General features: G+C 58.5%; 14 protein-coding genes. 5 read left to right on the top strand and 9 right to left on the bottom strand.

What is annotated here, in order from left to right; translation table 11 throughout:
* Positions 1-31 precede the first annotated feature (31 nt).
* The 7 genes from LDN04_RS15545 to LDN04_RS15515 all read right to left on the bottom strand — a co-directional run bounded on the left by LDN04_RS15545 (position 32) and on the right by LDN04_RS15515 (position 8,496).
* A complete protein-coding gene (locus LDN04_RS15545; RefSeq protein WP_223912679.1) occupies positions 32-1,336 on the bottom strand; it encodes an alpha/beta hydrolase in 1,305 nt (434 codons plus the stop codon).
* Complete coding sequence (locus tag LDN04_RS15540) at positions 1,333-1,815, bottom strand: hypothetical protein (RefSeq protein ID WP_223912676.1); 483 nt, start codon at positions 1,813-1,815, stop codon at positions 1,333-1,335. The genes LDN04_RS15545 and LDN04_RS15540 overlap by 4 nt, the downstream gene beginning before the upstream one ends.
* Positions 1,816-1,827: 12 nt before the next feature.
* Positions 1,828-2,202, bottom strand: coding sequence for a hypothetical protein (locus LDN04_RS15535; RefSeq protein ID WP_223912674.1), 375 nt, complete (start codon positions 2,200-2,202; stop codon positions 1,828-1,830).
* Between the two features lie 13 nt (positions 2,203-2,215).
* Positions 2,216-4,483, bottom strand: coding sequence for a hypothetical protein (locus tag LDN04_RS15530; RefSeq protein ID WP_223912672.1), 2,268 nt, complete (start codon positions 4,481-4,483; stop codon positions 2,216-2,218).
* Between the two features lie 71 nt (positions 4,484-4,554).
* On the bottom strand, positions 4,555-6,273 hold the full coding sequence (locus tag LDN04_RS15525) for a hypothetical protein (RefSeq protein ID WP_223912670.1): 1,719 nt from the start codon (positions 6,271-6,273) through the stop codon (positions 4,555-4,557).
* A 369-nt stretch (positions 6,274-6,642) separates the two neighbouring features.
* Entirely contained in the window at positions 6,643-7,515 is an 873-nt protein-coding gene (locus LDN04_RS15520; protein WP_223912668.1) for a C1 family peptidase, read from the bottom strand.
* 387 nt (positions 7,516-7,902) lie between these two features.
* Positions 7,903-8,496: a response regulator transcription factor gene (locus tag LDN04_RS15515; protein ID WP_223912665.1), complete on the bottom strand. Its 594-nt coding sequence runs from the start codon at positions 8,494-8,496 to the stop codon at positions 7,903-7,905.
* 268 nt (positions 8,497-8,764) lie between these two features.
* Between LDN04_RS15515 and murJ the strand changes: the two genes are divergently transcribed.
* Both murJ and LDN04_RS15505 read left to right on the top strand, forming a co-directional pair.
* Positions 8,765-10,330, top strand: coding sequence for a murein biosynthesis integral membrane protein MurJ (murJ, locus tag LDN04_RS15510; protein WP_223912662.1), 1,566 nt, complete (start codon positions 8,765-8,767; stop codon positions 10,328-10,330).
* The gene (locus tag LDN04_RS15505) at positions 10,327-10,872 is read left to right on the top strand and encodes a methylated-DNA--[protein]-cysteine S-methyltransferase (protein WP_223912660.1); all 546 of its coding nucleotides are present in this window, start codon (positions 10,327-10,329) and stop codon (positions 10,870-10,872) included. The genes murJ and LDN04_RS15505 overlap by 4 nt, the downstream gene beginning before the upstream one ends.
* Before the next feature lie 315 nt (positions 10,873-11,187).
* Here the strand turns inward: LDN04_RS15505 and mazG are convergent, their stop codons facing one another.
* A complete protein-coding gene (gene mazG, locus LDN04_RS15500) occupies positions 11,188-11,985 on the bottom strand; it encodes a nucleoside triphosphate pyrophosphohydrolase (RefSeq protein WP_223912657.1) in 798 nt (265 codons plus the stop codon).
* Between the two features lie 32 nt (positions 11,986-12,017).
* Positions 12,018-13,133 (bottom strand): tRNA guanosine(34) transglycosylase Tgt, encoded by a 1,116-nt coding sequence (gene tgt / locus LDN04_RS15495; RefSeq protein WP_223912653.1) that lies wholly within the window; start codon positions 13,131-13,133, stop codon positions 12,018-12,020.
* A gap of 536 nt (positions 13,134-13,669) precedes the next feature.
* Between tgt and LDN04_RS15490 the strand changes: the two genes are divergently transcribed.
* From LDN04_RS15490 to LDN04_RS15480, 3 genes are read left to right on the top strand one after another with little or no spacing between them, the layout of a single operon-like run.
* Positions 13,670-14,338: a succinate dehydrogenase cytochrome b subunit gene (locus LDN04_RS15490; protein ID WP_223912650.1), complete on the top strand. Its 669-nt coding sequence runs from the start codon at positions 13,670-13,672 to the stop codon at positions 14,336-14,338.
* 10 nt (positions 14,339-14,348) lie between these two features.
* Positions 14,349-16,265, top strand: coding sequence for a fumarate reductase/succinate dehydrogenase flavoprotein subunit (locus LDN04_RS15485; protein WP_223912647.1), 1,917 nt, complete (start codon positions 14,349-14,351; stop codon positions 16,263-16,265).
* Positions 16,265-17,023: a succinate dehydrogenase/fumarate reductase iron-sulfur subunit gene (locus LDN04_RS15480; protein ID WP_214176536.1), complete on the top strand. Its 759-nt coding sequence runs from the start codon at positions 16,265-16,267 to the stop codon at positions 17,021-17,023. Before LDN04_RS15485 ends, LDN04_RS15480 begins: the two co-directional genes overlap by 1 nt.
* The last annotated feature ends 18 nt before the right edge of the window (positions 17,024-17,041 follow it).

Genomic DNA, 17,041 nt, shown 5'->3' with positions numbered 1-17,041 from the left:
TCCCTATATGGAGCGTTTCGCTCCCGAATGGCTACTCCTTGACGATGGTCGTGAAGAGAATGAACTGCCGCAGGAATTCGAGAAACGTCGGATTCCAGATGTCGCCATGGCCGTCGATAATCCGTTTGTCTACCGACACCACATAGAAGGGGTTGCGGGAAACGGACGTGCCGAGGTGGCTGAGTTGCGCCCCTCCCAGTTCCAGAGACCAGCCGTTGCGGGAGGAAAGATCGATCCACTGCTGCCGCGCCGACTGGACGGCACGGAAATCGGCGGTCTTCTGCTCGGCCTCAGCCATTGGCGAGGCAGGCTTCCCTTTCTCCGGGCGTGGGCGCAGTTCGTGGGTCCGGTATGGCTGGAAATGTCCCACGGTCTGCCGGTCCGCCAGTTCCTGGTTTGGATCGCGGTAGTTTTCGAACAGGGTTGAGAACCACCGCCCCAGGGGGAACGCCACCCCGGTCGCCTGGTCCGATTCCGACGTGAAGAGCGTCACGAGGGGAAGCTGCCCGTCGGGGTACCATTTCCGTACGCCGGCCAGGTCGTGCAGCGGGGTGAAACGGGCGGCCTCGAAGGCGGGGTTGACGAGGATTACGAGGTCGCCGAAGGTCTGGGGCTCCTCTCCCTCCACACCTGAGAACCGGTCGATGAGGATCTGGGAGAGGGCGGAGTAGACCATCTGCCCGCCGAAGCTGTGCCCGACGACGATCAGCTTGGTTCGGGCCAGCCGGTTCTTCCCTTCATCGTAGACCGCGAGGTGGGAAAGTTGAACCTCTTCAAGCCGCACCATGAGGTCGGTCAGGGCACCGTGGCCGATCTTGTCGGCCGTGTTCTTGCGGTCCCAGAAGGAGAGGGTCGTGATCGGCTCCAGATCGGCGGAGAGTCCCCGCCAGCCGACGTAGATTCCGGCCACTTTCCGCTCCTGGCGCCCCTCATTCTGGCTGGCAATGTGCTCATAGGCGTGGATGCGCCGGAGGGTTTCCCGGAACGATGCCACGTTGTCGTCGCCGGGGGAGGCGTTGTGGCGCCAGCCGTGAACGTAGACGACCATGAGGAGCCCCGACTCCAGGGCATCACGGGCGAGAAGCCGGTCCACCACCGCGTCGGCCTGTTTTCGGTCCCAGAGCCATCCCTGATCGTCGAACTCCACGAAGCCAAGAAGGTAGTCGTCGTTTTCCTCGAGGGACGCCGTCTCGCACGCCCCCTTCTCCGCGGTGATCGTGCATGGCTGGTAGGAGGTGCGGTACTGGCCGTTGCCGACGCACCCCGCCAGAGTAGTGGACAGCATCAGGATGACGAGGCAGCGGATGAAAATGGTGGTGTGAAGCGCTTTATTCATGAGTTTTTCTCCCCACCGCCGGACCCCTCCTCCCCCCTGCGCATCGTCCCGAAGAGGTAGCCGGCGACGGCTCCAATGATCCCCATGGAGGCTGTCAGCTGCGATTCCGAATCGGTGAGCAGGACGAGGAAGATCGTCCCGAAGATGATGAAAATCAGCCCAACGGCATTAACGATGTGAGTTGACGAATAGATGGGCTTGGAGGTGATGAACCGCAGGACGATGACCAGCGAGATGAGGAGGCAAACGCTGAGCATCGCGCATTCGTAGAGCTTGTTGTGGTCCTGCTCGTGGCGGTAATTCACCAGCATCTCGAATTCCTTTTCGTTTCGGGGTGCTTCAATGCCTAACTGCTGGGCAGTCTTGGCCACCTCGCCGTAGCTGTATTTCTTTTCGATCTCCTCCGCCGTCTCTCCGTGGGCGGCGACGGCGGCCACAAACCCGAGTGAGATGAGCAGGAGTGTTACCATCGTTTTCATGGGGCTTCCTCCCTACTTTTTCAGGATTTCCAGGAGCCTCTGGTAGTGCAGGCTCTGGTCCGCCTGCCGGTTTCGTATGGCCCTATCCCGTTTCGCTGAGAAGTTCGCGATCAGCTTCTTCTTCCGCTTCGCGGTCATCCCGCTTACCTCCCGGGCAAAGTTCTCGTAGATCGCCTCGTCCACCCCCTGCTGCGTCTGCTGGGGAGGCGGCTGGTATTGCTGGTAGGGTGAAACCGACTGCTGTGGGAGCTTGAGGGGCCTGAACTCCTCGCTTGCTGCGGTGGTCGTTAGGAAGCCGGTAATGATTGCAGTTGCCGCAAAGGCTAAGAAAACCCTAGGAGAGATGGGGGTTCCAATGCCTATGTCGTTCAAACGTGTCGTGTCCATGGAACGATCCTCCCTAGATCGGTTTGAACTCTTCGTTGAAGCTGTCCTGTTTCTCCCGCCGTTTGGCCGCAGTGCTGCCGGTGTCGATGGATGCACTGGTCAGTTCGTAGGAGTCGTTCAGCATTTGTACGAAACGTCCTTCGATCTCTTTTTGCTCACCCTCGTTCAGCTTCCGGTCGACCCCATACTTGGCCAGGATCTGCCGGAATGTCGCCAGGTCCTCCTGGAGGATCACGTCGCGGGGGGTGGTGACGAAGTAGTCGTTGAGCTTCCTAGCCCGTGCCGGGTCATCCAGAATCCCCTGGACGAAAGCGAGGTACTCCTTCACAAAGCCGGGGGCGTTTCGGACGAGCATGACGTTGTTGCTGTCCATCATGAAACTGCGGACGTCGGCATTGGCCGAGCCGATGGTGACGTCGTCCCCGAAGACCGAAACCTTGGTGTGGAGCGAGAGAGGTTCCTCCGGCCGGGGCTGGTATTCGAAGTAGTCGAACTTCGCCCGTTTCGCCGGGTCACTCTTCTGCTGGTAGAACTCGGAGAACGCCTTGAGGGAGTGCCGGGCGGCCAGGTTCACCACGTTGAGATCGGTGGTCTGGATGGAGTTGGTGAGGACCGTAACGGTGACATTGGAGCAGTCGTAGTCGCCGTTCACCATCCGGCTCAGCTCATGGGTGAGGTTGGCGGGTGGGAAGAAGTAGGCGTTGTGGAGGACGATCCGCTTCGGCGCATCGGGGGTGGCCACCGCGCAGACCGCCGGGATCTCCTTGATCCAGATGTCGTGGATGTACTTTCCGTTTTCGGCCTCCTTCCCGACAGGGGCACCGTAGGTGCGGACCCGCTTTTCTGGGGGAAGTGCCCGGTCAAACGGGAGGTTTTCCAGGTAGGCGAGGACGCTGCCGCTGTCAAGGGCGAAACCCGGTGCAGGCTGCTGCGGGATGGTGGGGAGGTAGGTCTCGCGGTAGGCGCGAGCGTTCTCCTCCATGGTCGTGCGGCAGTCGGCCATCCGCTCGTCCAAGGTGTGAACGCTTTCCTGCTGTTCCTTCCGGATACAGGCTTCACGTTTCTCTTTCCCCTCAATGATTCGGCATCTGTTCTCGGCGTATTTCAGGTTGATGACGAAGTCGTTGGGAGCGTGGTGACGTACCTCATCCAGAGTGGCGACCATGGTGTCGAAGTTCCAGAGGGAGTCGAACGCCTGTCGAATGGCGTCGCTCCCTGTGGCGAGGACAACGTGGATGTCGGTATCCATGAAGACGTATTTGCTGGTCAACGGGTTCGGCCGCATGTGGTAGGAGTTCTCCACGTTCCTTCCCCCCATCTGGGCCGTCATGCCGTCCACCAAGAGGAGCTTGTGGTGGAGGTAGTCGGTAAGGTGGTCCCAGTCCCGCACCTCGTCGTCGGAGAATTTCCTGTCGATGGGGAGGAGCGAGGAGACGGTCTCCTTGATGGGATTGAGCTGGCCACCGTACATGGTGAAGGCGAAGAAAAGCTCGGCATTGGCCGTCAGCCGCTGGAACGGCGCGCCGGTTCGCGACTCCCAGTAGACCTTGCTGAATTTTTTCATCTGCTCCTTCTGGTCGGCAGTGGGCGGGGCTCCCCCCTGCATGCTCTGGACGTCGATCTGCTGGCCGCTCTGGCTGGCGAGCGCCATGACGTCCCCCCGCTTGGAGTAGAGCCCCGACAGGAAGAGCCCCGAATTGCCGATGTTCAGGTTGGAGATATTCCGGTCCGTTGCCGGCCTGCCATCGATGGTCTCGTCGGCGAAGAGCCGGTCGATGGCGGCGAACTTCTCGGCGCTGCATGCCTCCGGTTTTGCCGCTGCGGTCTCGCGGGAGCATCCCATGGTCAGATAGACGGCATCTTTGATAATGTTCCGCGTCGGCCGGTTGTAGAACCTCACCCGGAGGTTGCCGTTACTCTCTTTTTCCACAAGGGAGAAGAGGTCGAGGTGCCTGTAGTTGGTGTGGTAGTCGACGAGGAGCCTCACCGTCACCCCCCGACGGGCCGCGTCGATGAGCGCCTTGGTCAGCACCGACGAGCTCTGGTCGTCCGCGTAGATGTAATACATCAGGTCGATGGAAGTGCGGGCTCCTTCGATCATCCGTAATTTGGAGAGAAACGCCGCGTCGTTATCGGTGATGATGCGGGCTTCGCTGGCCGAGAGCGGGCCGGCGGAGGCTTTCTGCGTTATCGTATCGAGGGGGAGTCCGGAAGGCTTCTGCCCGGCGCAGCCGGACAGGGCGATGCCGAGGAGCAGAGCTACGAGGAAACGTGTTTTCATGGGTACCTCCGGTGGTTGGTAGGTATGCCGGCCCCTTAGGCTTCCGTGCCCGGCTCCCTTTGACGGTTCGATTATTTCTGCGCCGATGCTGCAGCAGTACGGGCCCGATAGAGCTTGTTGAGGTGAATAATCCCCTTTGCCTGGCGGATATAGCGCTGCCAGACGAAGGTCAGGTCGAAGAGGAGCGCCGCCAGCCACCAGAGGTAAAGAAACGCCGCCGCGGCCGGGAAGATCGGCCACACTGCCTTGTGGTCCGCATCTCCCGAAACAACTGCGGCGACGATGGCTGATACGGCGCATCCGCCGCCGATGAGCAGTGGTTTCATACCCCCCTTCGGGAATGCGCCGCCTATGAGGGTGGTGAGGGTGAGGATGGCGGTGGCTAGGATGAGCACTCCGGAAGTAGGATCGATGCCGAGGGGGACGAAGAATTCCCCCAGGCGCTGTCGTAGCCCTTCGCTGACAAGAAGGGGGTAGAGGAGCACTGCGCCGAGAAAGAGGGCCGGCCCGACCAGGTAGAGACTCCGCTTGCGGGTGAGCCGCGGGATGCGGGCCGAAACTGTGATTCCCGCCAGGAGCAGGGAGATACCGGTAATGTCCCGGATGATTGCCATCGGAGCGGTTTCGGTGACAATGCAGGATGCGACGCTCTTGTACAGAAGGTAGACCGCTCCGAAAAGGAGGATGGCGATGACGGCATAGGGAACCAGATAGGTTGCCAGTCTGGCGCCGGGGGCGTTTTTCGGGCGCGCTTCGTAGCGCTTTTCCGACGGCACCGGAGCGACGATTCTGCTCAGGAAATGACCAAAGAGGTAATCATCGTCCCAGTAGTCCATATGGGCCTTGCCGGGGAGATAGTACCTGCTGTAGCCGAAATCGTCCCCCTCGCCAAAGGCGAAGCCGGTGCCGCCGTGGAGTTCCAACCAGAGACGGGCGGTGTCGAGCATGAATCCTACGGGATCGCCGTAGTCGTAATAGTTGAGCCACCTGATCCGCTCTTCCGGTCGCGGGTTCCACTGTATCCCTTCGAGGGGGCGCCAGAGCTCGGGCCAGAGGAGGAGGTGTTTATCGATGGGGGAGCCGATGGTCATGAGCCCCCGTACTTGGGAAAGCCAGGCGGGGCGGCTCGCCGGATCTGCGCACATGGCTTCCAGGAGGGCGAGGAAGGTGACCACCGTCCCCTCGCTGTGTGAGACGATCTGGATCTCCGCGTCGGGGTCGGCGGTGTGAATCCCCTCCATGGTGACGAAAAAGCGGTCGAGGATTTTCTGCCGGTGAAGCGTGAATTCGGTCACGAGTTGCACGTCCCCGAGGTAATCGTCGAGCAATTTTTTCAAGTCGAAGCGGAAGAGCCCCGCCTTGTCCGCCAGGAAGAGGAGCCGCTCCAGCACGGCGATGGTGTCGATCATCTCCTCCAGGACCCGCTTGATGGTCCGGTAATCCCGGGGAGTGAAGCTGCCGGGGTAGTTCAAACGGAGGCGGTCAACGATGGTCTTTGCCCACCGTTTTGCCTCCTCCAGGGTGTATCCCCTTTTCGCCACGCAGCGCGGGATATCGGCCCAGTAAACTTCGGCGAAGCCGATGGGGTGGGGGAGCAGTGGGTCTGGCGGGTTTTGGGGGAAGAAAGGGGGTGGTGCAGGAGTGTTTCTTGACGGTTGGAACCGCCCCAGGGGGATAGCCCCCGGCGCCTGATAAAACTTGCAGACCTGGCGGGCGATGGCCTGAATCGTCTCGAAGGAACTCTGGTCCCCGATGCCGTGCACTCCGACGATAATCGTACGTCGTTCCATCTCTTCTCCCTGTCATCTCCCGTTGTCGGTGGGTATCCCACTCCGTGGCTCCGGCCTTGGAGGTCGGTCAGCCGGCATCGCCGTGTATCCCTCACGAGCTTTTCTCATGCGCTTTTTGTTGTTCAAGGCACGGGTTTCGCGCTGTTGAGAGACCCTCTGTATGACCAGGCCGATGGATTCGCCCTTACAGGAAGTGAAAGCAGTTCCGGCCGTCTCCCAACTCTTGTGTGCCAGGCATTTAGCAAAACAAACATATGGTGTGCAGACAAGAGGACGAAAGGGTATTTTTTATAACTAAAAACGGGTTAACCCGTTGAGTTAACCCGTTTTTAGTTATGCTCGTGCCACGATATCGCTTGACCGCAATGGTCAAGGCAATCCGAACTGTCCGCTGTCCGCCCATTCTCCCTTGAGCATGGACCAGCAGTCCACCGCAAGCCCTTTGAGGATGTAGTCGTAGGGGAGCCAACCGTATCCCCCGGCACCCCATCCTGTTCCCCACGAGTTGCGGATCAACAGGGCTCCGGTGGTTTCAACGCCGCCCGGATTGGTGTTCTTGATCTTCATGGTGTCGTCATAGCCAACGATGACGATGGCATGTCCGCCGACCACCTTGTCGGTCCGGACGGGGAAAGGTATCTTGCCTGTTGTTGCTGCCTGGTTATAGGAGTTGTAGACGGTAAAGCCGATGATGGAAACATAGCCGGCCGCGAGGTAGTTCTTTATGGTGTTGAGAAATGCTACAGGGGTAGTGCCGGGAGGGTCAAGGCGGTAGTACTGGAGCGCCTGGTAATTCTGGGCATAGGCGTAGCAGAAGGCGCTCGGTTCCTTATCGAAGTCGGGGACGTTGTACGGCCAGAATTTTTCCGGCGGTGTGCCGAAGAGCGCGAGCGCTCCCATGGTCGTTCTCAGGTAGGCACCGGTGTCGCCTGTCCAGCCGAGCAGGTTCCTGGTCACCTTGTAGAGGAAAAGTCGCGACGCGTCCAGATGTTTGCCGAAGGAACGCCGCTCGAAATATTCGTACATCCCTACGCCGGCATTGGCGGTGCAGGAGCCGAGATTGAGCTGGTTCTCGATCGGAGGGCACCAGGGTCGCAGATCGACAGAAGCTGCCAGCTTTACCGTTTTCCCCCCCGCGGCCTTGACCCTGCTTTGCAGTGCTTTGATACTTTCGTGTTCCGGAGTGAAGTCCCGCAGGTCCGGATAGTCTCGGACCCATCCCATTCCCAAAATGTCATCCATTGTCAATTCTCCTTCCTGTGGGTTTCTCGGCAATGTGCCGGATTGCAGGTTCTCTTGCCGCTATTTGCGTTGTGCATGCAGAGAACGCAGAATTCATAACTGTCAGATACGAAGATTTTCATCTCGATGTACCATGTGGGCATACGAACCAAACTACCGACAGAGACCCTACTGTCGGCTCTTTTGTTGTTTAACATGACGGTGCGCCGCGTAGCATTGAGTCTTGACGACTCGTTAAAGGCGTCAACATTGTAGTGTGGTGATGGTGTGGGGACAATCCGCCGAACGGCCATTTATTTCACGGTCGGAATGATTAACCTGCCGGGTTAATACGAACGTGGAGCTTTTGTCTCGGTAGGGAAGGAATAACGAGAATGGGTGAAGGGGTTACAGCTTGTATTTCAGGGCGAGGGGAACCAGTTGGGAGCGGCTGGTGACATGGGCTTTCTTGAAAATGCGACTGAGATGGGTCTTTACCGTCTGCTCGCTGATGCAGAGCTGGTCTGCGATTTCCCGGTTTCTCTGCCCTTCGGCTACGAGGAGCACGATTTCCCGCTCTTTTCTGCTCAGGCTTTGGGAAGGATGGGGGGGAAGCGATGCAGGGCGGTGATGGAGCATGGCCTTGAGCTTCCTGTTGTCGACCCAGACCTGCCCGCCATGAATTGCCTGCAGTGCCTTTCTGAAGAGGTCGATACCGGCCCACGTGGAGATGACGCCGTCAAGTTTATGGGACAAGAGGAGCCGGATCACTTCTTCCTCGGCCAGCCCGGTGTCGATGAGGATGATGTTTGCACCGTCCCACTCCGGCGGAAAGAGATGGTCGAGGGTGGTGGCATCGACGAGAACTTTGTCGGGAACAAAGCCAACGGCGGAATCGGAAGTGTATACCGTAATCGTCTGGCAGACATCCTTGTCCTGGGCCAGGAGCCCTTTCAGCGCCTCGTTGAGGAGTTTGCTGCTGAGGTTTACCACGATGTTCATCCGGGGTAGGGTCGGCTGTCTGTCCATAGCTGCCTTTCTCACTATATATCTGCACGGCGGAGCCTGACGGTGCGGCGGGCTCGCCGGAAAAGGGGGTCAGAAGGTGCTGGTGAATATAACCTGCTGAAATCATTAATTCAAGTAAAATATTTATTTCGTCTAATGTTAGAGGTATCGTTCTCCCAGGTGAAACTGTGAAAAAAATACCACTTGAACCGAGGATTATGGTAATAACCTCCCTTGGTTGCACTTCGTTTCAGGGGATACCATGTCGGAAAAGAAGAACATAGCCCGGGCCGCCGGGGTGCTGGGTTTTGCCACGGTGCTGTCGCGCATCATGGGAATGGTGCGGGACATGGTGGTATCGCGCCTGTTCGGCGCCGGACTTGCCACCGACGCCTTTTTCGCCGCTTTCCAGATACCCAACATGCTCCGCCGCTTCTTCGCCGAGGGTGCCCTCACCTCCGCCTTCGTCCCCACTTTCTCCGAATGGTACACGCGGAAAGGGGAGGAGGAGGCGCGGGAACTGGCCAACATCTGCTTCACTCTCCTGACCATCGTGATGGCGTTCATTACCCTTCTGGGGATCATCTTCTCACCCCAGATCGTTGCCTTCATGTTTCCCGGTTTCAAGGCCTTCCCGAACAAAATGGAATTGACAGTGTTTCTCAACCGGCTCATGTTCCCCTACATCTTCTTCGTCAGCCTGGTTGCCCTTTGCATGGGAATACTGAACACGGTACGACACTTCTTCACCCCTGCCATCTCCACCGTGTTCCTGAACCTTGCCATGATCGTCTGCGCCGTATTTCTCCACCAGAGCTTCCAGGTGCCGATCGTTGCCCTGGCGGTGGGCGTTCTCGTGGGGGGGGTACTCCAACTCCTCCTTCAGCTTCCTACCCTCTACCGCAAGGGATTTATCCTCCGCCCTCGTTTCGACCTGCACCACCCCGGAATGCGCAAGATCGCACTTCTCATGGGACCATCGGTATTCGGGGTGGGGGTCTACTACCTGAACCTGACGGTCGGCAACATCCTCGCCTCCCTCCTCCCCCAGGGGAGCGTTTCCTATCTCTACTATGCCCAGCGCCTCTTCGAGTTTCCCCAGGGTATATTCACCGTCTCCGTGGCCCAGGCGGTCCTTCCCTCCATGAGCAGGCAGGCTGCCGCCGGGGAGATGGGGGAACTGAAGGAGTCACTCGGTTTCGGTCTGCGCCTGACCCTGTTCGTTACCATCCCCGCCATGGCGGGACTGGCGGTCTGCGCCACCCCTATCTTCAGCCTCCTCTTCATGGGGGGGGAATTCGACTACGCGAAGGCGGTCAACTGCGCCGTGGCGCTCGTCTATTACTCCATGGGGCTCTCCTTTGTGGCGATGGTGCGCGTTCTTGTCCCCGCATTCTACGCCCAACAGGATACCCGCACCCCCGTAGTGACGGCGTTCGTTGCCTTTCTCCTCAACTTCCTCTTCAGTCTCCTCCTCATGGGACCTCTTCTGCATGGGGGGCTGGCGCTGGCTTCATCTCTCTCCGCCTTTTGCAACATGGCCATGCTCCTCTATTATCTGCGCCGCAAGATCGGTCCCTTCGGCGGCCGGCGGGTTTTTTTGACCGGAGGCAAGACCCTTCTGGCATCGGTTCCCATGGCATTGACTGTAGGCTGGGGTATGGGGCTGATCGACTGGTCTCTGGCCGGCCACAAACTCATGAAGGGGTGGGTACTCGGGGGGACAATACTGGCAGGGATGGGTATTTTCATGGTAACGGCGCATCTTCTGCGCATAGATGAAGCGCAGGATGCAGTCAATCTTGTTCGAAGGAGGTTGAAGCGATGAACAGGAGGAGAAATCCCGCAGCAGGGAAATACCGTTCACTGTATGAAACGTCCCTTGGAACAGGTGCGGTGGTGGCAAGCGAGGCGGGAGTCCTGGAGGTGTTTCTCCCCTTTGATGGAAAAGGGAAAGGGGAACTGCTGGCCGAAATGTCCGACCTTTACCCCTTGGCTCTTGCGGAGAACCGGGTTACGCGGGAGGCTGCCGAGCTCCTGCGGCGGTATTTCGCCGGAGAACGGGTCCTGTTTGCCATCCCCCTCGACCTGGGGGGGTGTACCGAATTCCAGACCGCTGTCTATGAGGTGGTGGCGGCCATCCCTTACGGTGCGGCAAGAACCTACGGTGAGGTGGCTGCCCGCCTGGGGCGTCCCCAGGCTGCGCGCGGGGTCGGTTCGGCCATGGCAGCCAACCGGCTCCCCATCGTGATCCCGTGTCACCGGGTGGTCGGGGCTGCAGGCGCGCTCACCGGCTATTCGGCACCGGGAGGGGTGGCGTCAAAAAAATGGCTACTGGAGATGGAACAGGGGAAAACTGGTGAATTTTGAAGAGGCAGGTGGAAAGATTTCGGTGCTTACTACACACCGGGTCCGTATCTCATGTTAATATATTAATCCATAACAGATTGGTTCGGTGACATACTGTGCGAGTAACTGGCAATATGTTGTATATTATTGATATTACAGGGTTAAAAAAGCTGCACACAAAATAGGCAGAACGCAAAAACCGTTTATACCTTTATTTCTTTATCTCATTTTCCACACCGTTGTTCACAGTTTATCCACAGCTATTGTGGAGAATCGGTTACAGGTGTGAAAACCTGTAACATTTCCGTTTAGTAAAGGGCTTTTCCCCGCTGAGCGTCATTCCTCTGACGCCCGCTCCCGCCTCTTGGCCTCCTGCCAGAGTTGTTCCATCTGCTCCAGGGTTGCTTCCGTCAGCTGTATCCCCCTGGCGTGGAGTGTCGTCTCGATATGTTCGAACCGCCGGGCGAAGCGGGCAATGGTTTTGCGCAGTGCTTCCTCCGGGTTGAGTGCGAGAAACCGGCCGAGATTGACGATGGAGAACAGGAGATCTCCCAGTTCCGCCTCCATCCGTTCCTGGTCGCCCTCCAGCATGGTCTCCTCGAATTCGTGCAACTCTTCCAGTACCTTGGCGAATACCTCGTCGGTGCGGCTCCAGTCGAAACCGACCCGGGCGGCCTTCTCCGTAATTTTGTGGGCCTTCATGAGGGCAGGGAGATGGGGGGGGACACCAGACAGCGCGGAGCGGCGCTCTTCCCCCTTCTCCGCCTTCTTGATCTTCTCCCAGTTTTCCACCTGGGCCGCACTGTCCCTGATCTCCAGGTCGCCGAAAACGTGGGGGTGGCGGCGGACCAGCTTGTCGCAGATGGCGGCGATGACATCGTCCATGGTGAACTCGCCCCGCTCCTCGGCGATGGCGGCGTGGAAGATCGGCTGGAGGAGCAGATCCCCCAGCTCTTCCTTGAGCATCTCCGGTGAACCGGCGTCGATGGCCTCGATCACCTCGTAGCACTCCTCCAGCAGGTAGCGTTTGAGGCTGTCGTGGGTCTGCTCCGCGTCCCAGGGGCACCCTCCGGGGGCGCGCAAGCGGCGCATGATTTCCAGAAGGCGGTCGAAGCCGGCCGTTTCATTCTGCATGTGGTATCTCCTCAAGGGGAACGTCCGCCCCACTATTTTTTCTTTTCGCCTTTCAGGTAACCTTCCAGGAACGTCCGCTTGAACTCGCTGAACCGGTCCTCTTCGATTGACCTGCGGATATCCGCCATCATGGTGAGGTAAAAATGGACGTTGTGGATACTGGCGAGGATGGCCGAGAGGACCTCGTTGGCGTTGAAGAGGTGGTGGAGGTAGGCCCGGGTGAAGTTTCGGCATGTGTAGCAGCTGCAGGTCGGGTCAACCGGGTAGAAGTCACGCCGGTAATTCTTGTTGGTGAGACGGATGCGACCGCGATTGGTGAACAGGGTGGCGCTTCGCGCATAGCGGGTGGGAATGACGCAGTCAAACATGTCCATCCCCCGCTCTACGCTTTCCAGGATGTCCTCGGGGAGCCCCACCCCCATGAGGTAGCGGGGCTTGTCCTCGGGGAGAAAGGGGGCGGTCATGGCGACCACCTTCTTCAGCAGCTCCAGCCCTTCGCCGACAGAAACCCCGCCGATGGCGTAGCCGGGGAAGTCCATGGCGACCAGTTCACGGGCGCAGAGGGCGCGCAGGTCCTCGAAGACGCTCCCCTGAACGATGCCGAACAGGGCCTGATCCTTGCGGGTATGGGCCTTTTTGCACTGTTCCGCCCAACGGATGGTTTTGCGGGTTGATTGTTCAGCGTACCGCTTGTCGCAGGGATAGGGGATGCACTCGTCGAAGGCCATGATGATGTCCGCCCCCAGCGATTCCTGGATCGCCATGGCCCGAGCCGGGTCGAGGAATACCTCTTCGCCGGTGATTTCGTGTTTGAAGTAGGCTCCATCTTCCGTAATACGCTTGTTGGGGAGGGAGAATACCTGGAACCCGCCGGAGTCGGTGAGAATAGGGCTGTCCCAGGCCATGAACCGGTGCAGTCCCCCGGCTTTCTCCACCAGCCCTTCACCAGGACGGAGGTGGAGGTGATAGGTGTTACTGAGGATGATCTGGGCACCGCACTCCTTTACCTGAACGGGGGTCATGGCCTTCATGGCGGCGTGGGTGCCGACCGGCATGAATATGGGGGTTTCGATGGTACCATGGGGGGTAGTGAGGGTTCCCCGCCGGGCGCCGCTGGTGGCATCCTTCTTCTTGAGCGTAAATTTCATAGTGCCTTTTCCCGGGAATTTATGATAAAAACCCCCTTGGATTAAGAAATGTTTATTCCTGTTGTCGCTGCTAAGTATCTGAGACGAAACCACTTTTTGTATCAGAAAAGCTGCCCGATTGCAATGCTCCTTTGTCTGCAACTGCCGCTGGGGCTGCCGGCCGGTCGTTGCATGGCGGGCAAGCCGATGGAGAGAGGAGAAAGAATCCCTGTGCTCCCGTTAATTTCTTATTGCATTTTGATATAACGACGTTTAGTATACAGTATACATTATAGCAAATTAGGACAATTTAATTTATAGGCTCGTTTGCATGTGAACTACCATGAAATCCATCTCAAGGAGGAGTAGGGACGATGCAGACTCATAACGAATGGCGGGCACCCCCGGGCCAGAACGAACTGCCCGGAAGGCAGATCGGGAATGATTGCCCCTGATTCCTGTGACTGCAGACTCGGAATGTTCGGAACCGGTTGGCCGGCGAAGTTCGGTCCCGGTAGAACCCAAAGGCGAATAATAAACACAAAAGGGATGAAAACATGCAACTACTCAAAAGCACTGTAGGTAGAAAGATCCTGATGGCGATCACCGGCCAGCTCATGGTCCTTTTCGTCATCGTCCATCTGTTGGGGAACTCGACGATATTCGTCGGGGCTGACTGGCTCAACGCCTATGCCAAGCATCTCCACGATCTTGGGCCGTTTGTCTGGGTTTTCCGCCTTGCCATGCTGACGTTCTTCGGCGTCCATGTCATCTTTGGTACCCTGCTCACGCTGGAGAACAACACGGCCAACCCCCAGAAGTACGCGGTCAACAACAAGCTTGAGGCTACCTTCTCGAGCGAGAACATGATCTGGACCGGCCTCCTCATGGCGGCATTTGTCGTGTATCATCTGCTCCACTTCACGGTTCGCGTCACCAACCCGGAGATATCCCAGGGGATCGACGCAGTCGGACGCTTTAACGTCTATGCCATGGTGACCGGCAGCTTCCAGCAGGGGATCATCGCCTTTATCTACATAGGCGCCATGATCGCTCTCTTCCTCCATCTGTCCCATGGTGTCCAGAGCTTCTTCCAGACCATGGGGTGGAACAACGCATGCACCCGGCCGGTGATCAGCACGATAGGCAAGGTTGTCGCCGTTGTCCTGTTGGTCGGCTATGCATCCATTCCGCTGTTCATCTTTACCGGCATTCTGAAAGGTTAGGGGGTATATAGTGATACTCGACGGAAAATGTCCAACCGGACCCATTGAAAAAACGTGGGACAAGCATCGCTTCGATCTGAAGCTGGTGAATCCCGCCAACAAGAGAAAGTACACCGTTATCATGGTGGGTACCGGCCTTGCCGGTGGCGCCGCTGCTGCTTCACTCGGTGAACTCGGCTACAACGTCATGGCTTTCTGCTACCAGGATTCGCCCCGCCGCGCCCACTCCATCGCCGCCCAGGGGGGGATCAACGCCGCCAAGAACTATCCTAACGATGGCGACTCCATCTATCGCCTCTTCTACGACACCATCAAGGGTGGCGACTTCCGCGCCCGTGAGGCCGACGTCTGGCGCCTTGCCCAGGTGTCCAACAACATCATCGACCAGTGCGTTGCCCAGGGCGTTCCCTTTGCCCGTGACTATTCCGGCTACCTTGATAACCGCTCCTTCGGTGGTGCTCAGGTTTCCCGTACATTCTATGCTAGGGGCCAGACGGGTCAGCAGCTGCTCCTCGGCGCCTATTCCGCCCTTTCCCGCCAGATCAAAGCCGGCACGGTGAAGATGTACAACCGCCGCGAGATGCTCGACCTCGTCGTGGTGGACGGTGTTGCCAAGGGGATTACCTGCCGTAACCTGATCACCGGCGAGATCGAGTCCTATGCGGCCGACGCCGTCTGCCTCGCCACCGGCGGTTACGTGAACGTCTTCTACCTTTCCACCAACGCCATGGGGTGCTCGGTCACCGCAAACTGGAAGGCGTACAAGAAAGGGGCATTCTTCGCCAACCCCTGCTACACACAGATCCATCCGACCTGTATTCCCCAGGCCGGCGATTACCAGTCCAAATTGACCCTCATGTCCGAGTCGCTCCGTAACGACGGCCGCTGCTGGGTGCCGAAGAAGAAGGAAGACCTGGGCAAGCATCCCAGCGAGATACCCGATGAAGACCGGGATTACTATCTGGAGCGGAAGTACCCCTCCTTCGGCAACTTGGCACCCCGCGACATCGCCTCCCGCGCTGCCAAGGAGCAGTGTGACGACGGCCGTGGCGTCGGACCGGGTGGCCGTGGCGTCTATCTCGACTTCTCCGATTCCATAAAACGCCTCGGCGAGAGCACCATCCGCGAGCGCTACGGCAACCTCTTCGAGATGTACGAGAAGATCACCGACGAGAACGGCTACAAACGGCCGATGCGCATGTACCCGGCTCCCCACTACTCCATGGGTGGTCTCTGGGTTGACTACAACCTCCAGAGCAATATCCCGGGGCTCTTCGTGCTCGGTGAAGCGAACTTCTCGGTCCACGGGGCCAACCGTCTCGGCGCTTCCGCCCTCATGCAGGGTCTGGCCGACGGCTACTTCGTCATCCCTTACACCATCGGCGGCTACCTCGCCACGGTTAAGCCGGGAACGGTCACGACGGCAAATCCCGAGTTCAAGAAGTCGGTGGAAGATGTCAACGGCTACGCGAACAAGCTACTCTCCATCAACGGCAAGAAGACGGTTGCCGAGTTCATGCGCGAACTGGGCGGGCTCATGTGGGAAAACTGCGGCATGGCCCGCAGCAAAGAGAGCCTGGAAACCAACCTGAAAAAGATCCCTGCATTGCGCGAGGAGTTCTGGAAGAACGTCAAGGTTACCGGTACCGGTGCCGAGCTCAATCAGGACCTGGAGAACGCCGGTCGTACCGCCGACTTCCTCGAGTTCGGCGAACTCCTCTGCCGTGATGCCCATCATCGCGAAGAGTCCTGCGGCGGCCATTTCCGCGTGGAACACCAGTACGAGGACGGCGAGGCCATGCGTGACGATGCCAACTTCTGCTACGTCGGCGCCTGGGAGTACAAAGGGGACGGCAAGGAGCCCGAGCTGCACAAAGAGCCGCTCAAGTTCGAGAACGTACATCTTGCGGTAAGGAGTTATAAATAATGAGCGATCACAAGACCATGACATTGACTCTTATTGTCTGGCGGCAGAAGGGGCCGAATGCCCCTGGGAAGTTCGAAACCTACACCGCCAAGGGAATCACCGAACACCACTCCTTCCTCGAAATGCTCGACGTGGTCAACGAAGACCTCATCAAGTCCGGGAAAGAGCCGATCGTCTTCGATCACGACTGTCGCGAGGGGATCTGCGGCATGTGCTCCCAGGTGATCAATGGTGTTCCCCACGGCGGCCAGGAGCGGACCACTGTCTGCCAGCTGCACATGCGCAAGTTCAAGGACGGTGACACGATTTATATCGAGCCGTGGCGCGCCAAGGCCTTCCCGATCCACAAGGATCTGGTGGTCGACCGCAGTGCATACGACACCATCATCCAGGCGGGTGGATACACTTCCTGCCATACCGGTGGAGTGCCCGACGGCAACGCCGTGCTGATTCCCAAGCCGGATGCCGACTACGCCATGGATGCAGCCGAGTGCATCGGCTGCGGGGCCTGCGCTGCAGCATGCCCCAATAGCTCGGCCATGCTCTTCACCAGTGCCAAGGTGGCCCAACTGGCCGCCCTGCCGCAAGGAAAGGCGGAGGCTGCCGAGCGTGTCAAGAACATGCTGGAAACCATGCAGGAGTGCGGTTTCGGCAACTGCTCCAACCACTACGAATGTCAGGCCGCCTGTCCCAAGGGGGTCAACGTGAAGTTCATTGCCAAACTGAACAGGGAGTATCTGAAGTCCCTGGCATCATAGGCATGAAAATGGTATGAA

The sequence above is a fragment of the Geobacter sp. AOG1 genome, assembly GCF_019972315.1.
Lineage (GTDB): Bacteria > Desulfobacterota > Desulfuromonadia > Geobacterales > Geobacteraceae > Geomobilimonas.
This window is presented reverse-complemented; position numbering and strand designations above follow the sequence as displayed.